Source organism: Flavobacterium labens (assembly GCF_048286755.1).
Taxonomy (GTDB): Bacteria; Bacteroidota; Bacteroidia; order Flavobacteriales; family Flavobacteriaceae; genus Flavobacterium.
Genome location: NZ_JBLVPL010000005.1, coordinates 67527 through 89664 on the forward strand (window position 1 = coordinate 67527; position 22138 = coordinate 89664).

Genomic DNA, 22138 nt, shown 5'->3' on the forward strand with positions numbered 1-22138 from the left:
ATTGATTAAATAAAATTGAATTATGAAACTGTTCAATATTCAAATCGTTCTATTATAGCATTGAACTCGGGTTCGTTGTACCATTTTTGTTCAATAGTTTCGGTATGTATTCCTATTATTCTTGTTTTGAAATCATTGAGGATTCCATTTGCAATCAAGAAAATAACGGCTTGCTCAAAAGAATTGAACATACTCTTAAAAAACAAGTCTTGTTTTACAATATGTTCTGAGGAGAATGTTTGTGCAATTTCAATATTATAAAGCATTACATCAGCAATTATGAATGGATCTACACCTAAAAGTATGAAATGCTTAATGTACTTTTGAGCAACAGAACGCCTCATTTTGGGTTTACTGCGTCTTCCTGCTTTTTTCAAAGGATAATATTCATTGGAAATTTTGAGTTTGCATTCCTGCAAAAGCGTTTCTTCCTTTGGATTAAAAACAAAATTATAATAGACTTTTACGGGACTGAATTTCTCGTACAATTCAATAATTTGCTCTTCGAGTTGCTCTTTATTAAGTTCAGCCAAGTATTTTTTTAAATCGCGTTTGCTCATTATCAAAGTTTAAGAATACAAAAGTAATTTACTTTGGGAATCCATGCATCGAAAATCAATGATAATACTTAATTTTGTCAATTATCACTTAAAAAAAAATAAATGCTTAAGATTTTTAAGGTTACAGCAATAGTAGAAGGTATATCTGCCTTACTGTTATTTTTCTTTGCTATGCCAATGAAATACATTTTTAATGATCCTATTTATGTCAAACACATTGGAATGGCTCACGGTGTATTATTTACTGCCTACATTATTTTAGCAACAATTTTAAAGTTTAGTGAAAAGTGGGATTTCAAAAAGTATTTTATCATTTGTATTGCGTCAATCCCTCCTTTTGGGACTTTTTACATAGAAAGAAAATACTTGAAAAATGTATAAATTAATAGAAAAAATATTTAATTTTCTATATCCTATATTCAGAAAATGGGGATTGGGGAGCAGTTTTGCTTCTTATCTGAGTCTGCTTATAAATATTGTTATGCTTTGCGTATTGGCATATGCAATTTATGTTGTTTTCCGTCTTATTTTGGTAACGATTATGGCGGTAATCGCCCAGAAAACTAAAACCAAATTTGATGATTTATTAGTGTCCAATAAAACGGCTAAATACATTGCACATTTAATTCCGCTATTGTTTATTTATAAATCGGTTCCAATTATTCTGGAACGATATGAATATTGGGAAGGTGTTTTTGGAAAACTTGTAGGCATTTATATTGTATTACTTGTTTTATGGATTATCCGAACCATTTTCAATGCATTACGAGATTATTTAAAGCTAAAACCAAGATACAGCGATAAACCTATTGACAGTTTTATTCAGGTAATCATGATTGTCTTATGGGCTGTTGGGATTACGGTTATTATTTCTAAATTATTTGATATTGACCAAAAAGAGCTTTTAACCATTTTGGGAGCTGTTTCTGCTGTAATAATCTTGATTTTCAGGGATACAATTTTAGGTTTTGTTTCCAGCGTTCAAGTATCCATAAATGATATGGTTCGCATTGGCGATTGGATTACGATGGATAGATTTGGTGCCGATGGAGATGTAATTGAAATCAATTTGGCAACAGTAAAAGTTCGAAATTTTGACAATACTACTACCACAATTCCAACATACAGTTTAAGTTCCGATTCGTTTCAAAACTGGCGCGGAATGCTGAATTCAGATGGAAGACGTATCAAAAGACACATTCTTATTAAAACGAGCAGCATCCGATTTTTGGAAGAAGCAGAATTGAGTGACCTGAAGAAAATACATCTTATATCAGATTATATTGACACTCGAAAATTAGAAATAGACGAGTATAACACTATCAATAAAATTGATAAATCAATTGCTATTAACGGACGAAATTTGACCAATTTAGGCTTGTTTAGAAAGTATATCACGGAATATTTATTCAATTATCCGGGATTAAATAAAGAGATGCTGATGCTTTGTCGTCAATTGCAATCTACTTCACATGGAGTTCCACTTGAGGTTTACGCATTTTCACATGACAAACGATTTGAGAATTATGAATACATCATGTCGGATATATTTGATCATATTATTGCTTCAGTTGGATATTTTGATTTAGAAATTTTTGAAACCGCCACTGAAAATGATTTAAAAACATAAAATCATTTTATGTTTTTCTTAAAGGCAACGGAAATTACAATCGATCTTTAACAAATTCTATCATTTTTTTTCCATGCGCTTTTGGTTTACCGTCAGCATCTAAATTTACCATTGTAGTATGGTCAATGGTGATAATTGTTTCGCGAGTCATCATGTTTCTAGCTTCACATTTTAGTGTTAGTGAAGTATTTCCAAATTTTAAAACATCAATACCAATTTCTACAATATCGCCCTGTTTTGCTGAACTTCTGAAATTAATTTCAGACATGTACTTGGTAACTATTCTGGTGTTTTCTAATTGGATGATGGTGTATAAAGCCAATTCTTCATCAATCCAAGCTAATAATTTACCCCCAAATAAAGTTCCGTTAGGGTTTAAATCTTCTGGCTTTACCCATTTCCTAGTATGAAATCGCATATTTTTTCTTTATATATGCAAAAATAAACTTTTCTTATGGCTATTTTCTCTATTTTTAAAGAAAAAAACATGAGCGAACGCGATACTTTTTTAAAAGAATTCCGAGGACAAACAATAGGTTCCGTAACCAATCAATCCTCAACAGAAGAATCATTTCAAAATGAGGTACTTAGACCTATTTTAAAGCTGCAAAATGATTTATTTATAGCTTCATTCATTAATTATGTAGCAAAAAACAAAGCTGACTTTTATAACTACACCGTAGAAAAAAAATTATCGGTGATAGAAAATGCAATCCAAAAAGACATCAAGTTTAGAAATGCTTTAAAAGGAATGATAATCGCATTATTTACTTTAGATGAGTATGCCATTTACATAAAAAACTCATCTAATATCAATAAAAGAATGATGAGTATGCTAATTGAAAGACTAAAAAGTCAAGTCCAATTGTTTGAATCAAAACAATAATTAAAAAAAAGTAATCCTATTTTTTTGCATTATTTAGTTAAAGGCATGTAAAGCCGTAATTTTAGTACAATCCCATCGGTTTTTTTTGAAATCGTTAGATTTTTTTGTTTTTAGAAATATGTTAAAAGGAATTGATTTGTTGTTTATAATTTAAAAAACAGCAGGAAATTGATTCAAATTTTACAATTTAATTACGATTTGATAATCGTAATGTTTTATATAATAAATCTTAATTAAGCATAAATATTTATGTCATTTGCACGAATTTTTTCATTATAATTGTTAAAAATAAAGTTATGAAGGAAGAATATTTCAAATGGCATTCACCCAATCTTAACAGGGATATTGAAATGTTAGTTTTTGGACACGCAGGATATCCTATTATTTTATTTCCTACTTCGATGGGTAGTTACCATGAAAATAAAGATATGGGATTGATTGATTCCGCAAGATGGTATATCGATCAGGGTTTAATCCAAATATTTTGTCCGGGCAGTATCGACAAAGACAGTTTTTACAATAAAAATATTCATCCCATACATCGCATAGAAAATCATGTCAGGTATGATAAAATGATTTGTCATGAAATTGTTGAAAAAGTAAAGAATAATACTTCCTCAGGAAAAGTTGTTGTCGCGGGTTGCAGTTTTGGAGGTTATCATGCGGCAAATTTTGCTTTTCGCCATCCAGGTTATGTGAGTCATATGTTCTCGATGAGCGGCGCTTTCAATATTAAAAGTTTTATGGATGGTTTTCACAATGATGATGTTTTTTATAACAGTCCTGAAGACTATTTGTACGGCCTTGATGATTATGAATTGTGGAATATGGATATCGTTTTAGGAACTTCTAATTGGGACATTTGTTTTGATGCTAATCTAAAATTAAGCAAAGTTTTAAGTGACCGAAACATACATCACTGGCTAGATATTCGCCAGGAACGAAAGCACGACTGGCCTGTTTGGAAAGAAATGTTTCCACATTATTTATCAAGAATTAAATTTTTTTAAAATTATAAACACATCAAGATGAAAAAAATCGGAATTTTATTTGGAATGGAAGACACCTTTCCGCAAGCATTTATTGATCGTGTCAATTCAAAAAACGAAAAAGGAATCATTGCTGAAGCGGTTGCTATTGATAAAGTGGTTCAAAATAAAGACGGCGAATATGCTGTAATTATTGATCGAATTTCGCAAGACGTTCCTTTTTATCGCGCTTATCTAAAAAATGCTGCTTTAACTGGAACTAATGTAATTAACAATCCTTTTTGGTGGAGTGCTGATGATAAATTTTTCAACAATGCTTTGGCTGATACCCTTGGAGTTCCGTTGCCTAATACGGTAATTCTTCCTTCGGCGGAACATCCTACTGATACCACCGGAAAATCATTCCGAAATTTAAAATACCCAATGGACTGGGAAGGAATCTTTGATTATATAGGATTTCCAGCTTACATGAAGCCGTATGCTGGTGGCGGTTGGAAAAATGTTTACAGATTAGAAAACAAAGAAGAGTTTTGGGAAAAACATCAGGAAACTGGGCAACTAGTGATGATGTTACAAGAAGAAATTGTTTTTACTGAGTATTTCAGGGTGTATTGTTTGGGTTGTAAAGCTGTTCGAATTATGCAATACGAACCAAGAAATCCACATCATTTGCGTTATGTAATTGATGGTCCACCAGTAGATAAAAAATTATTAGCAACTATAAAAGACTACACTTTACGCCTTTGCAAAGGTTTAGGATATGACTTTAATACGGTAGAATTCGCAGTTCGTGACGGAATACCATATGCTATTGATTTTGGAAATCCCGCGCCTGATGCTGAATTGACTTCGGTGGGTGCTGAGAATTTTGAATGGGTAGTGGAAGAATCTGCAAAAATGGCTATCGCTGCCGCAAAAAAACAAAAGCCAGGAAAGATAAATTTGACTTGGGGAACTTTTATAAAAGATGCTGCTGGAGGGAAATAAGATTCTATCGATTGTCGAATGCCCTAGCCCTGATTGCAGTGAAAATCCTTTTTTGTCCTGAACTTTTTCAGGACAAAAAAGATTGAAACGGAAAGTGGACACGAGCGAAGCGAACTGACGGAGTAAATAGCTCCTAAAAAAAATAAATTAATGAAAAAATTACCCATTTTCACACTTGGTGTGGAAGAAGAATATCAAATTATTGACCCTGAAACAAGAGATTTGCGGTCGCATTTATCAAAAATTGTTGATGGTGCCAAAATAATTTTGAATGAGCAAGTTAAGGCTGAAATGCACCAATCTGTGGTGGAAGTAGGGACTAATATTTGTAATAGTGTTAATGATGCCAAAAATGAAATTCGGTTTTTACGTTCTAAAATTGTGGAATTAGCGGATAAACAAGATCTTATTGTTGGTGGTGCCGGAACGCATCCTTTTTCAAAATGGCAGGATCAACCCATAACTGACGACCCAAGATACCACGATATTGTTAATGAATTGCAGGATGCGGCACGCTCTAATTTGATTTTTGGAATGCATTGTCATGTAGGAATTGAAAACCGTGAAATTGGTTTGCAATTGATGAATCAGGCTACGTATTTCCTACCTCATATATTTGCACTTTCGACAAATTCCCCTTTTTGGGAAGGCAGAAAAACAGGCTATAAATCGTTTAGAACTAAAGTTTTTGACAAATTTCCAAGAACTGGATTGCCGGAATATTTTGACTCGGTGAGTTCCTATGAGAATTATTTAGAGACTCTGGTAAAAACAAATTGCATCGATAATCCAAAGAAAATTTGGTGGGATTTACGCTTGCATCCGTTTTATAATACGATAGAATTTAGGATTTGTGATATGTGTTTAACGGTTGATGAAACCATTTGTATTGTAGCTATTATTCAAGCAATTGTGGCTAAACTCTACAAATTAAACATGAATAATACGAGTTTCAATATTTATCGATTGGCTTTGATAAAGGAAAATAAATTTCGTGCAGCTCGTTATGGAATTGATAATAATATGATTGATTTTGGATTGCAAAAAGAAGTGGAAACCAAAATGCTTATCTTAGAATTGTTAGATTTTATTGATGATGTTGTTGATGAATTAGGAAGCCGTGAAGATATTAATTATGTTCATGAAATTTTGAAAAATGGAACCGGAGCAGACAAACAATTAACCGTTTTTGAAGAAACAGGTGATCTTTCCAAAGTGGTAGACTTTATAACTGGCGAATTTACAAGGGGATTATAAAATATAAATTATCTTTGCGCATTGTTTTTTAAAAATAGTTATGTCGAATAAAATTATAAAAATAGCGCTTTTAGATATGTACAAAGGGGAACCTAACCAGGGGATGCGTTGTATAATTGATGTTGTAAACAGGTTTAGTCCAGTAGTTAGTTTTGAAATATTCGATGTTAGGGTAAAATGTGAATTGCCGGATATTAAAGAATTTGATATTTATATTTCAACCGGAGGTCCGGGAAATCCATTGATTGGTGACGGAAATTGGGATGTGAAATATTATGCTTTTATTGATTCGTTGAATAAATGGAATAGTGAAAATGCAGTTAAAAAACACGTACTGTTTATTTGCCATTCTTTTCAAATGGCTTGCTTGCATTTTGGATTGGCCACTGTGACCCGAAGAAATGATACTTCTTTTGGTGTAATGACAATTCATAAAACCAAAGAAGGGCTCACAGACCCTTTATTTGAAGGGCTAGCAGATCCTTTTTACGCTATAGATTCCAGAGATTATCAAGTAGTACAACCAAAACTTAGTGTTTTTGCCAAAAAAGGAGCTAAAATTATTTCACTGGAAAAAATTAGAGACCATGTTCAATACGAGCGTGCTATTATGGCGGTTCGTTTTACGGACTATTTTGTAGGTACACAATTTCATCCCGAAGCAGATCCTATAAGCTTTGTCTCTCATTTGAGAAACAAACAGGCAAAAGAAAAAATTAGGGCTATGAAAGGGAAAAGAAAGTTTAGAAACATGCTGGAAGATCTATTAGATGATGATAAAATATACAGAACTAATGAAACCTTGATTCCAAATTTTCTAAGAACTGCTATCAATGACTTGATGAAAACCAAGAAAATACTTTCTAATTAATAAATTCATTTCGAGATGATTTCAAAATATCGGGAGTTATTTAATGCTCAATTTACAGAAAAAAAATATCAGGAATTTAAAGATGATATTGCTTCCGATTTTAACTATATGCCTACTTTTAGATTAGGTGAAACTCCTTTTTTTATTTCAAATGAGCTAAAAGCACAATTGATTGAAGGCTGTAATGAAGTTATAGCTTTCATTCAGAAAGAAGACTTTAAGTCGCTTACAGATAAATCATTAGAACTAAATCATAAAGTTCCAAATGAGGATAAACATACGACTTTTCTAGCAATTGATTTTGGAATTTGTTTAGAAGACGGAGTTGTTATTCCTAAACTTATTGAAGTGCAAGGTTTTCCTTCATTATACAATTATCAGATTAATTTGTATGAAAAATTCAAGAACCACTATCCTTTTCTTGGTGAGTTAACCCCATTTATCAATAACATTGAACCTCAGGAATATCTTGATATTTTAGAGGATGCGATTTGTAATAAGCATCCAAAAGAGAATGTTATTCTACTCGAAATTGAACCTGAAAAACAAAATACCAAAATTGATTTTTATTATTGCCGAAGAGATATTGGTATACCCATAGTTTGCGTTACTGAACTCATAAAGAAAGGCAAACAACTGTTCTATAAAAACGAAAAAGGTGATGAAATCCGAGTAAAAAGAATCTATAACAGGGTTATTTTTGATGAATTGGATTTGCGTACTGATTTAAAATTAAATTTTCATTTCTCTGATGAACTTGATGTAGAATGGGCTGGACATCCTAATTGGTTTTTTCGAATCAGTAAATTTATTTTACCATTTTTAAAAGGAAAATATTTTATTGAAACTACATTATTAAGTGAACTCAAAGAAATTCCTAAAGATTTAGAAAATTATGTTCTAAAACCACTCTTTTCCTTCTCAGGAACAGGAGTTGTTTTTCATGTTACAAAAGAAGATATTGAATCAGTTGTCGAAAAAGAACTTTATATTCTTCAAAAAAAAGTAAACTATCTTCCTATTGTTCAATCTCCTGATGGAAAAGTAAAAGCCGAAGTGCGTGTGCTTTGTGTTTGGAAAAAAGACTACGTTGCACCTACTCTACTTTGCAATTTGGTTCGATTGAGTCGTGGAGAAATGATAGGCGTAAAATTCAATAAAGATAAAGATTGGGTTGGCGGGACGCTTGGATTATTTGAAAGATAGATCTTTTTATTAAATCAAGTTTTAAACGTAGTTACCTCTCAACACTATTTTCATTCCATTTTTTACTTTTATTCCGTTTCAAATAAGTAATTCAATTCTTAATTGTAGTGTCTATTTATGGACACTATTTAAAATTCACTTTTAAGTTTATTTTTTGGTGATAATGTCATTTTAACGCATTGAAATTCTTTAAAATGGAAATTGATTGAAATTTCATAAGTTATAACTGACTAAATAAAACTAAAAACCCTAGTAAAACAGATTTTTAAGCACACTTAATTTTTAAAAATATATTTTTTTTCTTGTTTTAATAGATTAGAGATAGTGTTTAATGAATTTTTTTATGTGATTCCCTTAATAATTTGAAAAAAATGGAATTATTCAATAAATTAACATAAAAAAAATTAAGGTGTTTTTTTTTTCTTTATTATTGTAAGGTTATAATAATTTAAAAATAATAAACAATTTTAATAATTAACAAATGAATAGAAGAGAAGCACTTAAAAGCGTTGCGTTTTTGATGGGAAGCGCAATCTCAGCAACTACTATGGGCGTTTTATTTGAAAGTTTTACTTTGCCTGAAAAAGAGAAGAATCGAGTATTTTTTTCTGCTTCGGATGAGGAAGTTTTAGCTGAATTTGCCGATATCATTATACCGACGACAGCATCTTCACCAGGAGCTAAAGCCGCAGGACTTGGCGCTTTTATTCCTATGATGATTAAAGATTGTTATCCATTACAAATGCAAGAGATTTTTGCTTCTGGAATGAAAGATATGCAGGCAAAATGTTTGAAAGATTTCAATAAAGATTTCTTGGCAATGTCAATAGAAGAACGTCAGAAATTGATGGGAGCTTTAAGAGACGAAACAATTGCAAATCAAAAAGCACCTTCTTTCTTTTTGATCGCAAGAGATTTGACCCTTCTGGGTTATTACTCTTCAGAAATAGGATGTACACAAGCACGTGAATATCTTCCTGTTCCTGGTAGATACGATGGAAGTGCTGAATACAAACCTGGACAAAAAGCTTGGGCTACCAACTAATTGTTATTGAATCTTTTGTTTTAAACTATTTAATTAAATAAAAAAACTAGACGTGAATATAAATACCAATTTAAAAGCGGAAAATACATACGATGCTATTGTAGTAGGATCAGGAATTAGTGGTGGTTGGGCTGCAAAAGAACTTACCGAAAAAGGTTTAAAAGTTTTGATGTTAGAACGCGGAATGAATATTGAACACATTACAGATTATGAATCTGCAATGAAAGCTCCTTGGGAATTTGAGCATGCCGGAAAAATGACCGAAGAACAAAAAAGAACACATCCAGTACAAACTCGGGATTATCCATATAATGAAGCTACCGAAAAATGGTGGGTTAATGACTTGGAATGCCCGTATACAGAAGACAAACGTTTTGACTGGTACAGAGGATTTCATGTTGGAGGAAAATCTTTAATGTGGGGTCGTCAAAGTTATCGTTTTAGTGATCATAATTTTGAAGATAATGCCAAAGATGGGCATGGAAATGACTGGCCTATTCGCTATAAAGACCTTACTAAATGGTACGATTATGTGGAGAAATTTGTAGGAATCAGTGGGCAAGCTGAAAACTGGCCTTTATTACCAGATGGTAAATTTTTACCTCCAATGGATTTAAATTGTGTAGAAAAATCAGTTAAAGAAAGACTTGAAAAACATTATAACAAAACACGTATTCTTACTATAGGACGTACGGCTAACTTAACTGTACCTCATAAAGGACGTGGTAGTTGTCAATATAGAAATTTATGTAGTCGTGGTTGCCCGTTTGGAGCTTATTTCTCAACACAATCATCTACATTACCTGCTGCTATGGCTACTAATAGATTAACGGTTAGACCCTACTCTATTGTAAATCATATTATTTATGATAAAGACACCAAAAAAGCAAAAGGTGTAATGGTTATTGATGCAGAAACAAATGAAACTATGGAGTTTTATGCCAAAATTGTTTTTGTGAACGCATCTACATTAGGATCAACCTTCCTTTTATTAAATTCTACTTCAGAGGCACATCCAAATGGAATGGGTAACGCGAGTGGACAATTAGGACATAATTTAATGGATCATCATTTCCGTTGTGGTGCTGAAGGAAGTGCTGAAGGTTTTGAAGATAAATACACTTACGGAAGAAGAGCTAACGGAATTTATATTCCACGATATCAAAATGTAGGTGGTGATAAACGTGATTATTTAAGAGGTTTTGGTTATCAAGGTGGTGCGAGCAGAGGATTATGGCATAAAGAAGTTGCTGAATTGGCTTTTGGTGGTGATTTCAAAGATACGATGTCTTTACCTGCTGATTCCTGGAGTATGGGATTGGGCGGATTTGGGGAAATGTTACCTTATTACGAAAATAGGGTTTACATTGATCACAGCAAAAAAGATAAATGGGGTCAACCTGTTTTAGCAATTGACTGCGAAACCAAGGATAACGAAGCTAAAATGCGGGAAGATATGATGAATGACGCTGCAGAAATGCTGGAAGCTTCAGGAATCAAAAATGTAAAAACATATGATAACGATTATTATCCCGGAATGGCTATACACGAAATGGGTACTGCCAGAATGGGGAATGACCCTAAAGATTCAGTTTTAAATAAATGGAATCAAATGCATGAAGTTAGTAATGTATTTGTTACAGATGGTTCTTGTATGCCTTCTATCGCTTGTCAAAATCCATCATTAACATTTATGGCTTTAACGGCTCGTGCCTGTGATTATGCAGTAAAAGAATTAAAAAAAGGAAATATTTAGGTTCATCATTATGAGAAAATTAAGAATGGGCATGGTCGGTGGTGGCCAAGATGCATTTATAGGTGCAATTCACCGCTTAGCCGCCAATATGGATGGACTAATTGAATTAAGTTGTGGTGCATTAAGTATAAAGCCAGAAACCGCAATTGCATCTGGTAAAGCCTTGTTTCTTCCAGAATCAAGAACGTACTTAACGTATGATGAAATGATTAAAGCTGAAGCGGCTTTACCTACTGACGAAAGAATAGATTTTGTTAGTATTGTTACTCCAAATTTTGCACATTTTGCACCTGCAATGATGGCTTTGGAGCATGGTTTTAATGTAGTAATTGAAAAACCAATGACTTTTTCATTAGAAGAAGCAAAACTATTGAAACAAAAAGTAGAAGAGACAGGATTATTACTTTGTTTAACACATACCTATTCAGGCTATCCAATGGTCAAACAAGCGAAAGCAATGATCAGAGAAGGAAAACTAGGTAAGATTAGAAAAGTTTTAGTAGAATATCCTCAAGGATGGTTAAGTAAACTATCTGAAAGAGAAGGAAATGCACAAGCTGCTTGGAGAACAGATCCTACAAAATCAGGAAAAAGTTCTGTAATGGGTGACATTGGAACACATGCATCACATTTAGCGGAATATATTACGGGTGCTAAAATTACAGATGTCTGTGCTGAATTGAACACATTAGTCGAAGGTCGTGTAATGGATGATGATGGTGCAGTATTATTGAAGTTTGATAATGGTGCAAAAGGAGTTTTAATTGCATCGCAAGTTGCTGCCGGAGAAGAAAATGCTTTGAAAATTAGAGTTTATGGTGAAAAAGGTGGAATCGAATGGTTTCAACACGAACCAAATACTTTAATGGTTAGGTGGTTAGATGAGCCTGCACAAATTTTAAGAGCGGGATCTAATTATGGATCTCATTTATCTTCATTTGCAACCCATAATTGTCGCACTCCCGGCGGACATCCAGAAGGTTATTTAGAAGCATTTGCTAATATTTATCGCAACTTTGCATTAACATTGGGTTGTAAATTAGATGGTACGGAACCTACCCCTGAAATGTTAGATTTCCCTTCTGTTGAAGATGGATTAAGAGGAATGGCATTTATAGATAACGTAGTAGCATCATCACAATCTGATAAAAAATGGACTCCTTACGTTTTGTAATAAAAAGGAATTCATAAAAGTTTTAGACAAAATATAATATGACAACAATACAAGGTCCTGCAGTATTTTTAGCCCAATTTATCAGTAACGAAGCTCCTTTTAATTCCTTAGATGGAATATGTAAATGGGCCGCTGATTTGGGTTTTAAAGGTATTCAAATGCCAACATTAGATACTCGATTCATTGATTTGCAAAAGGCTGCAGAAAGTAAAACATATGCCGATGAACTTAAAGGTACAATTGCTTCTTACGGATTAGAAATCACGGAATTATCAACGCATTTACAAGGTCAGTTAGTTGCAGTTCATCCGGCTTATGATGACTTTTTTGACGCTTTTGCTCCGGTAAATGTACATGGTAATTCTAAAGCCAGACAAGAATGGGCTGTTCAACAATTGAAATATGCTGCAAAAGCATCCCAAAATTTAGGCTTAAATGCACATGCAACTTTTAGCGGATCTTTGCTTTGGCAATATTTTCACCCTTGGCCACAAAGGCCTCCGGGCTTAGTTGAAGACGGTTTTGCTGAATTAGCAAAACGTTGGTTGCCAATTTTAAATGAGTTTGATCAAAATGGGATTGATCTTTGCTATGAAATTCATCCAGGAGAAGATTTATTTGATGGAGAAACCTATGAAATGTTTTTGAAGGCTGTAAATAACCATTCCAGAGCTTGTTTGCTGTATGATCCGTCACATTTTGTATTGCAACAGTTAGATTATATTCAATACATTGATTTTTACCATGAAAGAATCAAAGCCTTTCATGTAAAGGATGCCGAGTTTAACCCTACTGGGAAGCAAGGAACTTTTGGAGGATATCAAAGTTGGGTAAACCGTGCTGGACGTTATCGTTCACCTGGAGATGGTCAAATTGATTTTAAAACTATTTTCAGCAAGCTAGCACAATATGATTTCAAAGGTTGGGCAGTTATGGAATGGGAATGTTGCATAAAAAATCAAGAAGATGGAGCACGCGAAGGTGCCGAATTTATAAAAAATCATATTATAAAAGTTACCGACAAAGCATTTGATGATTTTGCTGCTGTGGAAACAAATAAAGCTTTTAATAGAAAAAACTTAGGATTATAAAACTTAAATAGAAATAAAAATGAAATTAAAATATTTACTTTTTGGGGTTGCTTTAATTAGCTTAACCTCATTTTCTAATGATGATTTAGACACAAAATATACTACTCCAAATAAATTAACAAATACTGTTTTTCAAACATCAGAAGGTGAAAAACTTATTGCTAAATCGGATTGTATTGGATGTCATAAATTAGACAAAAAACTAATAGGTCCCTCCTATTTAGATATTGCAAAAAAATATCCATCTAATGATAAAAATGTTGCTTATTTATCAGGTAAAATCATAAAAGGTGGATCTGGTGTTTGGGGAACAATTCCTATGTCAGCGCATTCATCTTTGAAAAAAACTGATGCAACTTCTATGGCAAAGTATATTTTATCACTGAAAAAATAATTCTATAGTACTTTTCAATATTCTAAAATAATTTTAGAATATTGAAAAGTATTTCATTTATAAGACTATTTTTTTACTATTAACATAACCGTATTAAAAATAAATGAAACAAAAAGAAGAAGAGAATAAAATCATAAATAACCGTCGTGATTTTATAAAAACTACGGCTATAGCTGCTGCAGCTTTTATGATTGTTCCCCGTCATGTTTTAGGAAGAGGGTTCGTAGCACCAAGTGACCGTTTATCAATAGCAAGTATTGGGGTTGGTGGAAAAGGAAAATCTGATATTGCTATGTTTGCCAGTAGCGGAAGAGCTGATATTTCATTTTTATGTGATGTTGATACCCGAAGAGCCGCTGCAAGTGTAAATGCATTTCCCAAAGCTAAATTCTACAAGGATTGGCGTGAAATGTTAGACAAAGAACATAAAAATTTCGATGCCGTTTCAGTTTCTACTCCGGATCATAATCATGCTATACAAGCACTAGCCGCAATGCAATTAGGCAAACATGTTTATGTTCAAAAACCTATGGCACATGATATGTACGAAGCGCGTATTTTGACTCAAGCTGCCAAAAAATATAAAGTGGTAACCCAAATGGGAAATCAGGGTGCCTCAAATGATGGTACCAGAATAATGAAAGAATGGTATGAAGCGGGTTTAATTGGAGATGTTCACACAATTCATGCCTGGACCGACAGACCAGTTTGGCCTCAAGGTATTCCTTGGTCTGCCAATAAAGCGGACATTCCAAAAGAATTAGATTGGGATCTTTGGTTAGGAACAGCTCCTTACAAAGAATACGTAAACAAATTAGTACCATTCAACTGGCGAGGTTGGTGGGATTACGGCACTGGTGCATTAGGAGATATGGGTTGCCATTTATTGGAAGCTCCTTTTAGTGTATTGAACTTAAAATATGCAAAAGATGTTCAATGCAGTGTTGGTTCTGTTTATGTAGATGAATTTCAAAGAGGTTATTTCCCTGAAAGTTGTCCTCCTTCAAGTCACGTAACCTTAACTTTTCCAAAAACTGAGAAAACAAATGGTGACATAGCAGTACACTGGATGGATGGAGGAATTCAACCTGAAAGACCTTCTGAATTAGGGCCTAATGAAATTTTTGGCGATGGTGGAAATGGAACATTATTCACTGGAACTAAAGGAAAAATGATGTGTGATACCTATGGTTTAAATCCTCGTTTACTTCCTCTTAGTAAAAATGAAAATCTCAATGTTGCTCAAAAATATAGCAGAGTAAAGGATGGCTCCGAAGGTCATTACAGACAATGGGTTGAAGCCGCAATTGCAGGTTACGGGAAAAAAGAATTAAGTTCTCCTTTTGAAATTGCCGGACCATTAACTGAAGCTTTATTGATGGCAAATCTTGCAATCAGAGGTTACGATGTGATGAGAGAAGAACTTGGAGAAGAAGTGTATCCAGGACGTTCTGCAAAATTATTATGGGATAATGATGCTATGAAAATTACCAATTTTGATGAAGTTAATCAATTTGTAAAACGTGATTATCGTCAAGGTTGGAAAGCTTTAACTTTATAAACAAGATTAATTATTAATTCAAAAATTTAAAAATGATTAAAAATATTTGTACTTCATTAATTGTTATGATAATGATTCAAACCGCAAATGCACAACAAGCTCCAATAGCAAAAGGATTTAAATCAATATTTGATGGACAATCTACAACAGGATGGCATACTTACGGAAAAAAAACTGCTGGTTCCGGTTGGAAAGTTGAAGATGGTGTATTGCATTTTGATCCTACTGCTGCACAAAATGGACAAGGAGGCGATTTGGTAACTGATGTAGAATACGAAAATTTTCATTTAAAATTAGAATGGAAAGTCGCAGCAAATGCCAATAGCGGTATTATTTTTTATGTGAATGAGGATTTGACAAAGTTCAAAAACACCTATGAAACAGGATTAGAAATGCAAGTATTGGATAATAATGGTCATCCCGATGCTAAAATTGAAAAACACAGAGCTGGTGATTTATATGATTTAATCAAAAGTACTTCGGAGCCTGTTAAACCCGTTGGAGAATGGAATTCTGTTGATATTGTATGTAAATTCGGAAAACTGACAATGTTATTGAATGGAGTTAAAGTAGTTGAAACTACACTTTGGGATGCTAATTTTAAAACTTTGGTAGCAGGAAGTAAATTTGCTACTTGGTCAGGTTTTGCAGCATTCAAAAAAGGGAAAATTGCACTACAAGATCACGGAGATAATGTATGGTTCAGAAACATTCAGATAAAAGAATGGAATTCTATGAAAATTACAACTGGATGTGAAGCGGGTATGTAATTAATATCTTAAAATTAAAAATAACCAAAACCAAAAAAATTAAAACCAAAATAAAAAATAATGAATAGCACCACCCGAATAAAATTATCAATAATGATGTTCCTAGAATTTTTTATCTGGGGCGCATGGTTTGTAACCCTTGGAACATTTCTTGGAAATAATTTAAAAGCATCAGGTTCAGAAACTGCTGCCGTTTTTTCAACACAATCATGGGGCGCAATTGTTGCTCCTTTCATTATAGGATTAATAGCTGACCGCTATTTTAATGCAGAGAAAATTTTAGGAATACTTCATCTTATCGGAGCTTTTCTAATGTATCAAATGTATCAGTCAGAAGAGGTTGGAATGTTCTATACCTACGTTTTGAGTTATATGATTTTATACATGCCAACATTGGCTTTAGTAAATTCTGTTTCTTTTAATCAAATGAAAGATCCTGAGAAAGAGTTTGCTAATATCAGAGTCTGGGGAACAATCGGTTGGATTATTGCGGGACTTTCAATAAGTTATTTATTTCATTGGGATTCTGCTGAAGGAATAAGTTCAGGTTTACTTAAAAACACCTTTTTACTAGCTGGTATTGCTGCATTAATATTAGGTCTGTTTAGTTTTTCATTACCAAAAACACCTCCAAAAGTAAGTGATGAAAAAATAAAAATCGGAGATATTATAGGTCTTGATGCTTTGAAATTATTGAAAGATAAAAACTTCGCTATCTTTTTTGTTTCTTCTATTCTAATTTGTATACCTCTTGCTTTTTATTATCAAAATGCGAATCTCTTTTTAACGGAAGCAGGAGTTGAAAATCCTACAGGAAAAATGGCAATTGGTCAAATATCTGAAGCACTATTTTTATTATTGATTCCTGTGTTTTTTACCCGTTTTGGTTTCAAGAAAACCATCTTGGTAGGAATGTTAGCATGGGCAATTCGTTATGTTTTATTTGCTTATGGAAATGGAGATGATTTAAGCTTCATGCTTATTATAGGTATTGCTTTACACGGTATTTGTTATGATTTCTTTTTTGTTTCTGGTCAAATCTATACCAATTCAAAAGCAGGAGAAAAATATAAAAGTGCTGCTCAAGGTCTAATCACACTAGCTACTTACGGAGTTGGTATGTTAATTGGTTTTGCAGTTGCAGGCTGGATAACTGATAATTACAAAATGGCTGACGGTGCTGTAAATTGGCAAATGGTGTGGATAATTCCTGCTGGAATTGCTATAGTTGTGTTCCTACTTTTTGCACTTTTATTCAATGAAAAAAACAAAGTTGAAGATACTTCTTCTGCTGTATAAAAATAAAAAATGAGCACTAATTTAAATAGAAGATCTGCCATAAAAGGAATTTTAGCCGGAACAGCGGCTATGGGAATTCCTTCTGGATTTTCTGCTTTGGCTATGCCAATGAATAATACAGAAGCACAATTAGGTACGTTGAAAGGAAATATAAATCACTCCGTTTCTCGGTGGTGTTTTGATAGTCTTGATTTGGATACGCTTTGTATAGAGGCTAAAAAAATAGGGATTACAGGTATTGATTTAGTTGGACCAAAAGATTGGCCTACACTGAAAAAATATGATTTAGTTTCTACAATGTGTAACGGTGCTGAGATTAATTTAGTAGATGGTTTCAATGATATAAAATTTCATGAAACACTTATAAAAAATTATACCGAAATGATTCCGTTCGTGGCAGAAGCCGGTTATAAAAATCTGATTTGTTTTAGCGGAAGTCGAAGAGGAAAAACAGATGAGGAAGGTTGGGATAATTGCGTTATTGGTTTACAGAAACTACTTCCACTTGCTGAAAAGCATAATGTGATATTAGTGATGGAATTGTTAAACAGTAAAATTGACCATAAAGATTACCAATGTGACAGGACATCATGGGGAGTAGAATTAGCAAAACGTTTAAACTCCGAGAACTTTAAACTTCTTTATGATATTTATCACATGCAAATTGATGAAGGTGATGTGATTAGAAACATAAGAGACAATAATCAATATATTGCACATTTTCATACTGCCGGTGTTCCGGGACGAAATGAAATTGATAATACACAAGAATTAAATTACGAAGCAATAATGAAAGCAATTGCAAAAACTGGTTTTAAAGGTTTTGTAGGACAAGAATTTATTCCTAAAAACCCAGACAAACTAGCTTCATTGAAACAGGCCATTGCAATTTGTGATATTTAACTAATCTAAAAAATAACCCATGATAAAAAGAAGAGAATTTTTAATAAATACTGGTTTAGCATTAGGCGCATTAGCCATTGCCCCTACATTTGCTTTTGAATCAAAAAAGAGAGCTATCGGAATTCAGTTATGGACGCTACGCGATACATTACCAAAAGATGTCAAAGGAGTTTTGTCCCAAGTTGGTAAAGCTGGATTTTGTGAAGTTGAAACTTTTGGTTACTCAGCCGACAAAGGTTTTTTTGGAACCTCGGTTCGTGATTTTAAAATGATATTGGATGATAATGATTTAAAAGCCACAAGTAATCATTTTGATTTTAATTCGATGATCAAAGATGGTTCGACGGATTTAGTTCAAAATTACATAGAAACTGCCAATTTATTAGGTAGCGAGTACGTAACTGTACCTTATATAGTTTCAGAATTGAGAGGAACTACCGGTGATGCCTACAAAAAATTAGCAGTACAAATTAATAAAGTGGGTGAACTTTGTAAAGCTGGCGGCTTAAAATTAGCATATCACAATCATGATTTTGAATTTACAAAATTTGGTTCAACCAATGGATATGAGATTCTATTAAATGAAACTGATAAAAATTTAGTTGATTTTGAATTGGATTTATATTGGGTAGTTCGTTCAGGAAATGATCCATTACAATTATTCAAAAAATATCCAGGACGTTTCACAATGTGGCACGTAAAAGATATGGATAAAGGAAATCCGGATTGGAATGCTGAAATAGGAACGGGAACTATTGATTTCAAATCGATTTTTGCAGAAGCTAAACTATCTGGAATGAAACGTTTCTTTTTGGAACACGAGTCCAACTATAAACCAAATCCAATAGAATCTGCTACAACAAGTTTTAATTACATTAAGAAAAATTTAATCTAAATATTTTTAGAAAAATTGAATAAAAAAAGGGATACAATAAGTATCCCTTTTTTTATAATTTATTCTTTAACTTACTCCGTAATATTAAAACTGGCTACATAAAAGTTTTTATCTATTTCCAGTTTTGAATTTTCATTATTTGATGGAACATTTTTCCATTCTGTCTCTGGTTGGAGTAATTCTTCTTTTCCATTCAGCGTTACTTTAACTGGCATGTTGAAACCAGCAACGCAATTTGTCCATCGATAGCCCAACTGATTGTCCTTGAAAAAATATTCTAATGTAGGAATTCTGGTGTCTCTTAAATACTGATTAAAGACGGTAGACAAATCGATTCCAACTTGCTGACTTAAATAATCTTCAATTTGTTTTGTAGTAACTGTTTGGTGATAAAAAGTACTGTTTAAGCCTCTTAATATGCCTCTCCATTTTTCATCATTATTTACAATTTGGCGTAAAGTATGTAACATGTTCCCTCCTTTTGGATACATATCACCAGAGCCTTCGTTGTTAACATCATAATTTCCTATAATTGGTTTGTCATTTTTTATTCCTTTTCTGGTTCCCAGAACATATTCAAATCCAGCTTCTTTTCCATAGTAATATTCTACAAAAAGACTTTCTGAATAGTTTGTAAAACTCTCATGAATCCACATATCAGCAATATCTTTGTATGTGATATTATTAGCGAACCACTCATGTCCAGATTCATGGATAATGATAAAATCAAATTTTAATCCCCAACCCGTACCGCTTAAATCCCTGCCTCTATAACCGTTTTGAAAACCATTTCCATACGTTACGCTACTTTGATGTTCCATTCCTAAATACGGAGCTTCAACTAACTTATAGCTGTCTTCATAAAAAGGATACGGTCCAAACCAATGTTCAAAAGCTTTTAGCATCCTTGGAACATCTTGAAATTGTTTTTTAGCTTTCGCCAAATTGTCTCGCAAAACGTAATAGGTACAATCTAAATCTCCTTTTTCTCCTTTATACTTTTCTGAAAACGAAACATAATCCCCTATGTTTATGTTTACTCCATAATTATTGATTGGATTAGAAACATACCAATTGTAGGTTTTAGTACCATCCTTTAATTGCTTTTCACTTAGTAAACGTCCATTGGAAACATTAGTCAAATTTTTAGGAACATTTACACTGATCAACATATTTTCCACTTCGTCATACATGTGATCTTTGTTCGGCCACCAAACACTGGCTCCCAATCCTTGACAGGAAGATGCAATAAAAGGGTTACCGTTATTGTCTTTCTTCCAAGTAATTCCTCCGTCCCAAGGCGGATTTACAGCAACTTTTGGCTTTCCTCCGTAAAATACTGTCAGTTCTTTTACAGCACCTTTGGTTTGAGGAGCAATTAATTCAACAAAAAAAGCATTTCCTTCTCTGCTGTATTTTAAAACCTTACCATCTTGAATGACTTTATAAATTTGCATTGGATTTTGCAAATCAATTTGCATCCTATTGTATTCCTGAACAACTTGATATTTTATTGTATTTGAGCCTGAAATAGTGCTATCAGCAGGATTTACTTTTATATCAAGATGGTAGTTTTTTACATCCCACCACATTCTTTCTTTAGTGATACTGCCACGTAAAGTATCTTGTCTGGTGAATATTTCCTCTTTTTCTTCCAAAAGTCCTTGCGCTTTTGCTCCATTAAAAATAGCAAAAGAGATAAAAATAAGACAGAATTGTTTTTTCATAGTGAATGTGCTTTTGACAAAAATAAACTTTAAAATTTAGAAATAAACTTCCTGAAATTTATTTTCCAGGATAGATTTGAACATATTCTTGCAACAGCTTATTATCTTTTCCTCTAATTTGCATGATTACCTTGTTGCTTTCAAAATCAAATTTTAATAAACCAAAATTAATATCTTTGATAACTTGTCCTTTCACATAAGGATTTTCTTCACCTGAAAAGGAAGCGTAAGTATGCGTTAATCCGCTTGAAGTAAAATCGACTAAAGGATAGGATAATCCAGAAACATTTTTGGAAGAAAAAGTTGCAATATGGCGGTCTCCAGAGATTATAAAAGTACCTTTTGCTTTCGTCGAAACAATCAATTTCTCTAGTTTTTCTATTTCATGAGGGAAATTTCCCCAAGCTTCAAAACCATGTATATCTGATAGAAATTGAATACTGCTGACGATTACATTAAATTGTGCATCAGAATTTTGAAGTTCTTTTTCCAACCATTTCCATTGTGCATTTCCTAACACCGTTCCTTCACCGTATTTATTGGGTTGAAAACGTTTTTTAGAATCGGTGGCTTTCGTTAGTTTAGTTCTAAAAAAACGGGAATCCAATACAATTATTTTGACTTTATTTCCATTTACGGCAATAGTTTTGGCTGTATAAACACCATCTCTTTTTCGCTCAGGAGTATTCTTTGAAGTATCTAAAAAATCCAGTAATAACTGCTGGCTTTTTCTTTTAAAAGGATATTCTTCACCGCCGTCATTCGCTCCATAATCATGATCATCCCATGTTCCTAATATAATTTTGTCTTTAATGAACTTGAGATAATCTGAATCTTGTTTCTGAATTTCATAATTTTTTTTAAGAAACTGCATATCCTCAGTATCCGAATACACATTATCACCTCCCCAAATCCATACGGACGGATGATTTTCCTCTATCACTGGCCAAAGCTCATTCTTAATTTTCTGGTCGTCGCAAGAACCAAAAGCAACCGTGAAGAACTTATTTTGAATCGGTTTTTCAGTTATAATAGTAGGTTTTGTATCCTGCGTTTTACAACCAATAAAGGCAAAAAAACTAAAAATAAAAAGTGCTTTTTTCATATGGTATTAGTAGTATAAAAATCTGTTTAATT

The 22138-nt window shown here is 33.1% G+C and carries 22 protein-coding genes; 18 read left to right on the forward strand and 4 right to left on the reverse strand.

What is annotated here, in order from left to right; all coding sequences use genetic code 11:
* Nucleotides 1-32: 32 nt before the first annotated feature.
* Complete coding sequence (locus ACNQF8_RS11790) at nt 33-560, reverse strand: DUF6155 family protein (RefSeq protein ID WP_417952447.1); 528 nt, start codon at nt 558-560, stop codon at nt 33-35.
* Nucleotides 561-662: 102 nt separating this feature from the next.
* Here ACNQF8_RS11790 and ACNQF8_RS11795 point away from each other — a divergent pair, with 102 nt between their 5' ends.
* Together ACNQF8_RS11795 and ACNQF8_RS11800 are read left to right on the forward strand one after the other, a co-directional pair.
* A complete protein-coding gene (locus ACNQF8_RS11795; RefSeq protein WP_417952448.1) occupies nt 663-941 on the forward strand; it encodes a DUF3817 domain-containing protein in 279 nt (92 codons plus the stop codon).
* The gene (locus ACNQF8_RS11800) at nt 934-2190 is read left to right on the forward strand and encodes a mechanosensitive ion channel family protein (protein WP_417952449.1); all 1257 of its coding nucleotides are present in this window, start codon (nt 934-936) and stop codon (nt 2188-2190) included. The genes ACNQF8_RS11795 and ACNQF8_RS11800 overlap by 8 nt, the downstream gene beginning before the upstream one ends.
* A 34-nt stretch (nt 2191-2224) precedes the next feature.
* On the opposite strand, the gene ACNQF8_RS11805 is transcribed toward ACNQF8_RS11800, so the two are convergent.
* On the reverse strand, nt 2225-2608 hold the full coding sequence (locus ACNQF8_RS11805; protein WP_417952450.1) for an acyl-CoA thioesterase: 384 nt from the start codon (nt 2606-2608) through the stop codon (nt 2225-2227).
* Nucleotides 2609-2677: 69 nt separating this feature from the next.
* Between ACNQF8_RS11805 and ACNQF8_RS11810 the strand changes: the two genes are divergently transcribed.
* The 16 genes from ACNQF8_RS11810 to ACNQF8_RS11885 all read left to right on the forward strand — a co-directional run bounded on the left by ACNQF8_RS11810 (nt 2678) and on the right by ACNQF8_RS11885 (nt 19274).
* The gene (locus tag ACNQF8_RS11810; RefSeq protein ID WP_417952451.1) at nt 2678-3076 is read left to right on the forward strand and encodes a glyoxalase; all 399 of its coding nucleotides are present in this window, start codon (nt 2678-2680) and stop codon (nt 3074-3076) included.
* Nucleotides 3077-3372: 296 nt separating this feature from the next.
* Nucleotides 3373-4086, forward strand: coding sequence for an esterase family protein (locus ACNQF8_RS11815; protein ID WP_315209871.1), 714 nt, complete (start codon nt 3373-3375; stop codon nt 4084-4086).
* A gap of 18 nt (nt 4087-4104) precedes the next feature.
* On the forward strand, nt 4105-5052 hold the full coding sequence (locus ACNQF8_RS11820; RefSeq protein ID WP_417953622.1) for an ATP-grasp domain-containing protein: 948 nt from the start codon (nt 4105-4107) through the stop codon (nt 5050-5052).
* Nucleotides 5053-5202: 150 nt separating this feature from the next.
* On the forward strand, nt 5203-6309 hold the full coding sequence (locus tag ACNQF8_RS11825; protein ID WP_417952454.1) for a carboxylate-amine ligase: 1107 nt from the start codon (nt 5203-5205) through the stop codon (nt 6307-6309).
* Between the two features lie 40 nt (nt 6310-6349).
* Complete coding sequence (locus ACNQF8_RS11830; protein WP_315209875.1) at nt 6350-7180, forward strand: type 1 glutamine amidotransferase; 831 nt, start codon at nt 6350-6352, stop codon at nt 7178-7180.
* Nucleotides 7181-7195: 15 nt separating this feature from the next.
* Complete coding sequence (locus ACNQF8_RS11835; protein WP_417953623.1) at nt 7196-8386, forward strand: hypothetical protein; 1191 nt, start codon at nt 7196-7198, stop codon at nt 8384-8386.
* A 481-nt stretch (nt 8387-8867) separates the two neighbouring features.
* A complete protein-coding gene (locus tag ACNQF8_RS11840; protein WP_417952458.1) occupies nt 8868-9431 on the forward strand; it encodes a gluconate 2-dehydrogenase subunit 3 family protein in 564 nt (187 codons plus the stop codon).
* A gap of 52 nt (nt 9432-9483) precedes the next feature.
* Nucleotides 9484-11187 (forward strand): GMC oxidoreductase, encoded by a 1704-nt coding sequence (locus ACNQF8_RS11845; RefSeq protein ID WP_315209882.1) that lies wholly within the window; start codon nt 9484-9486, stop codon nt 11185-11187.
* A 10-nt stretch (nt 11188-11197) separates the two neighbouring features.
* Complete coding sequence (locus tag ACNQF8_RS11850; protein ID WP_417953624.1) at nt 11198-12361, forward strand: Gfo/Idh/MocA family protein; 1164 nt, start codon at nt 11198-11200, stop codon at nt 12359-12361.
* Between the two features lie 38 nt (nt 12362-12399).
* Nucleotides 12400-13452 carry a sugar phosphate isomerase/epimerase family protein gene (locus ACNQF8_RS11855; RefSeq protein ID WP_417952464.1) on the forward strand — a complete coding sequence of 351 codons (1053 nt, stop codon included), beginning with the start codon at nt 12400-12402 and terminating at the stop codon, nt 13450-13452.
* A 19-nt stretch (nt 13453-13471) separates the two neighbouring features.
* Nucleotides 13472-13846 (forward strand): c-type cytochrome, encoded by a 375-nt coding sequence (locus ACNQF8_RS11860; protein ID WP_315209891.1) that lies wholly within the window; start codon nt 13472-13474, stop codon nt 13844-13846.
* Between the two features lie 103 nt (nt 13847-13949).
* The gene (locus tag ACNQF8_RS11865) at nt 13950-15407 is read left to right on the forward strand and encodes a Gfo/Idh/MocA family protein (RefSeq protein WP_417953625.1); all 1458 of its coding nucleotides are present in this window, start codon (nt 13950-13952) and stop codon (nt 15405-15407) included.
* Nucleotides 15408-15439: 32 nt separating this feature from the next.
* Nucleotides 15440-16177, forward strand: coding sequence for a 3-keto-disaccharide hydrolase (locus ACNQF8_RS11870; protein ID WP_417952466.1), 738 nt, complete (start codon nt 15440-15442; stop codon nt 16175-16177).
* A 60-nt stretch (nt 16178-16237) separates the two neighbouring features.
* Entirely contained in the window at nt 16238-17476 is a 1239-nt protein-coding gene (locus ACNQF8_RS11875; protein WP_417952468.1) for a nucleoside permease, read from the forward strand.
* Nucleotides 17477-17485: 9 nt separating this feature from the next.
* Nucleotides 17486-18379 carry a hydroxypyruvate isomerase family protein gene (locus ACNQF8_RS11880; protein WP_417953626.1) on the forward strand — a complete coding sequence of 298 codons (894 nt, stop codon included), beginning with the start codon at nt 17486-17488 and terminating at the stop codon, nt 18377-18379.
* A 19-nt stretch (nt 18380-18398) separates the two neighbouring features.
* Nucleotides 18399-19274, forward strand: coding sequence for a sugar phosphate isomerase/epimerase family protein (locus ACNQF8_RS11885; RefSeq protein WP_315209904.1), 876 nt, complete (start codon nt 18399-18401; stop codon nt 19272-19274).
* 71 nt (nt 19275-19345) lie between these two features.
* Here ACNQF8_RS11885 and ACNQF8_RS11890 read toward each other — a convergent pair whose 3' ends face one another.
* The gene (locus tag ACNQF8_RS11890) at nt 19346-21001 is read right to left on the reverse strand and encodes a M1 family metallopeptidase (protein WP_417952470.1); all 1656 of its coding nucleotides are present in this window, start codon (nt 20999-21001) and stop codon (nt 19346-19348) included.
* Nucleotides 21002-21059: 58 nt separating this feature from the next.
* Nucleotides 21060-22106: an alkaline phosphatase D family protein gene (locus ACNQF8_RS11895; protein ID WP_417953627.1), complete on the reverse strand. Its 1047-nt coding sequence runs from the start codon at nt 22104-22106 to the stop codon at nt 21060-21062.
* Nucleotides 22107-22138: the final 32 nt, after the last annotated feature.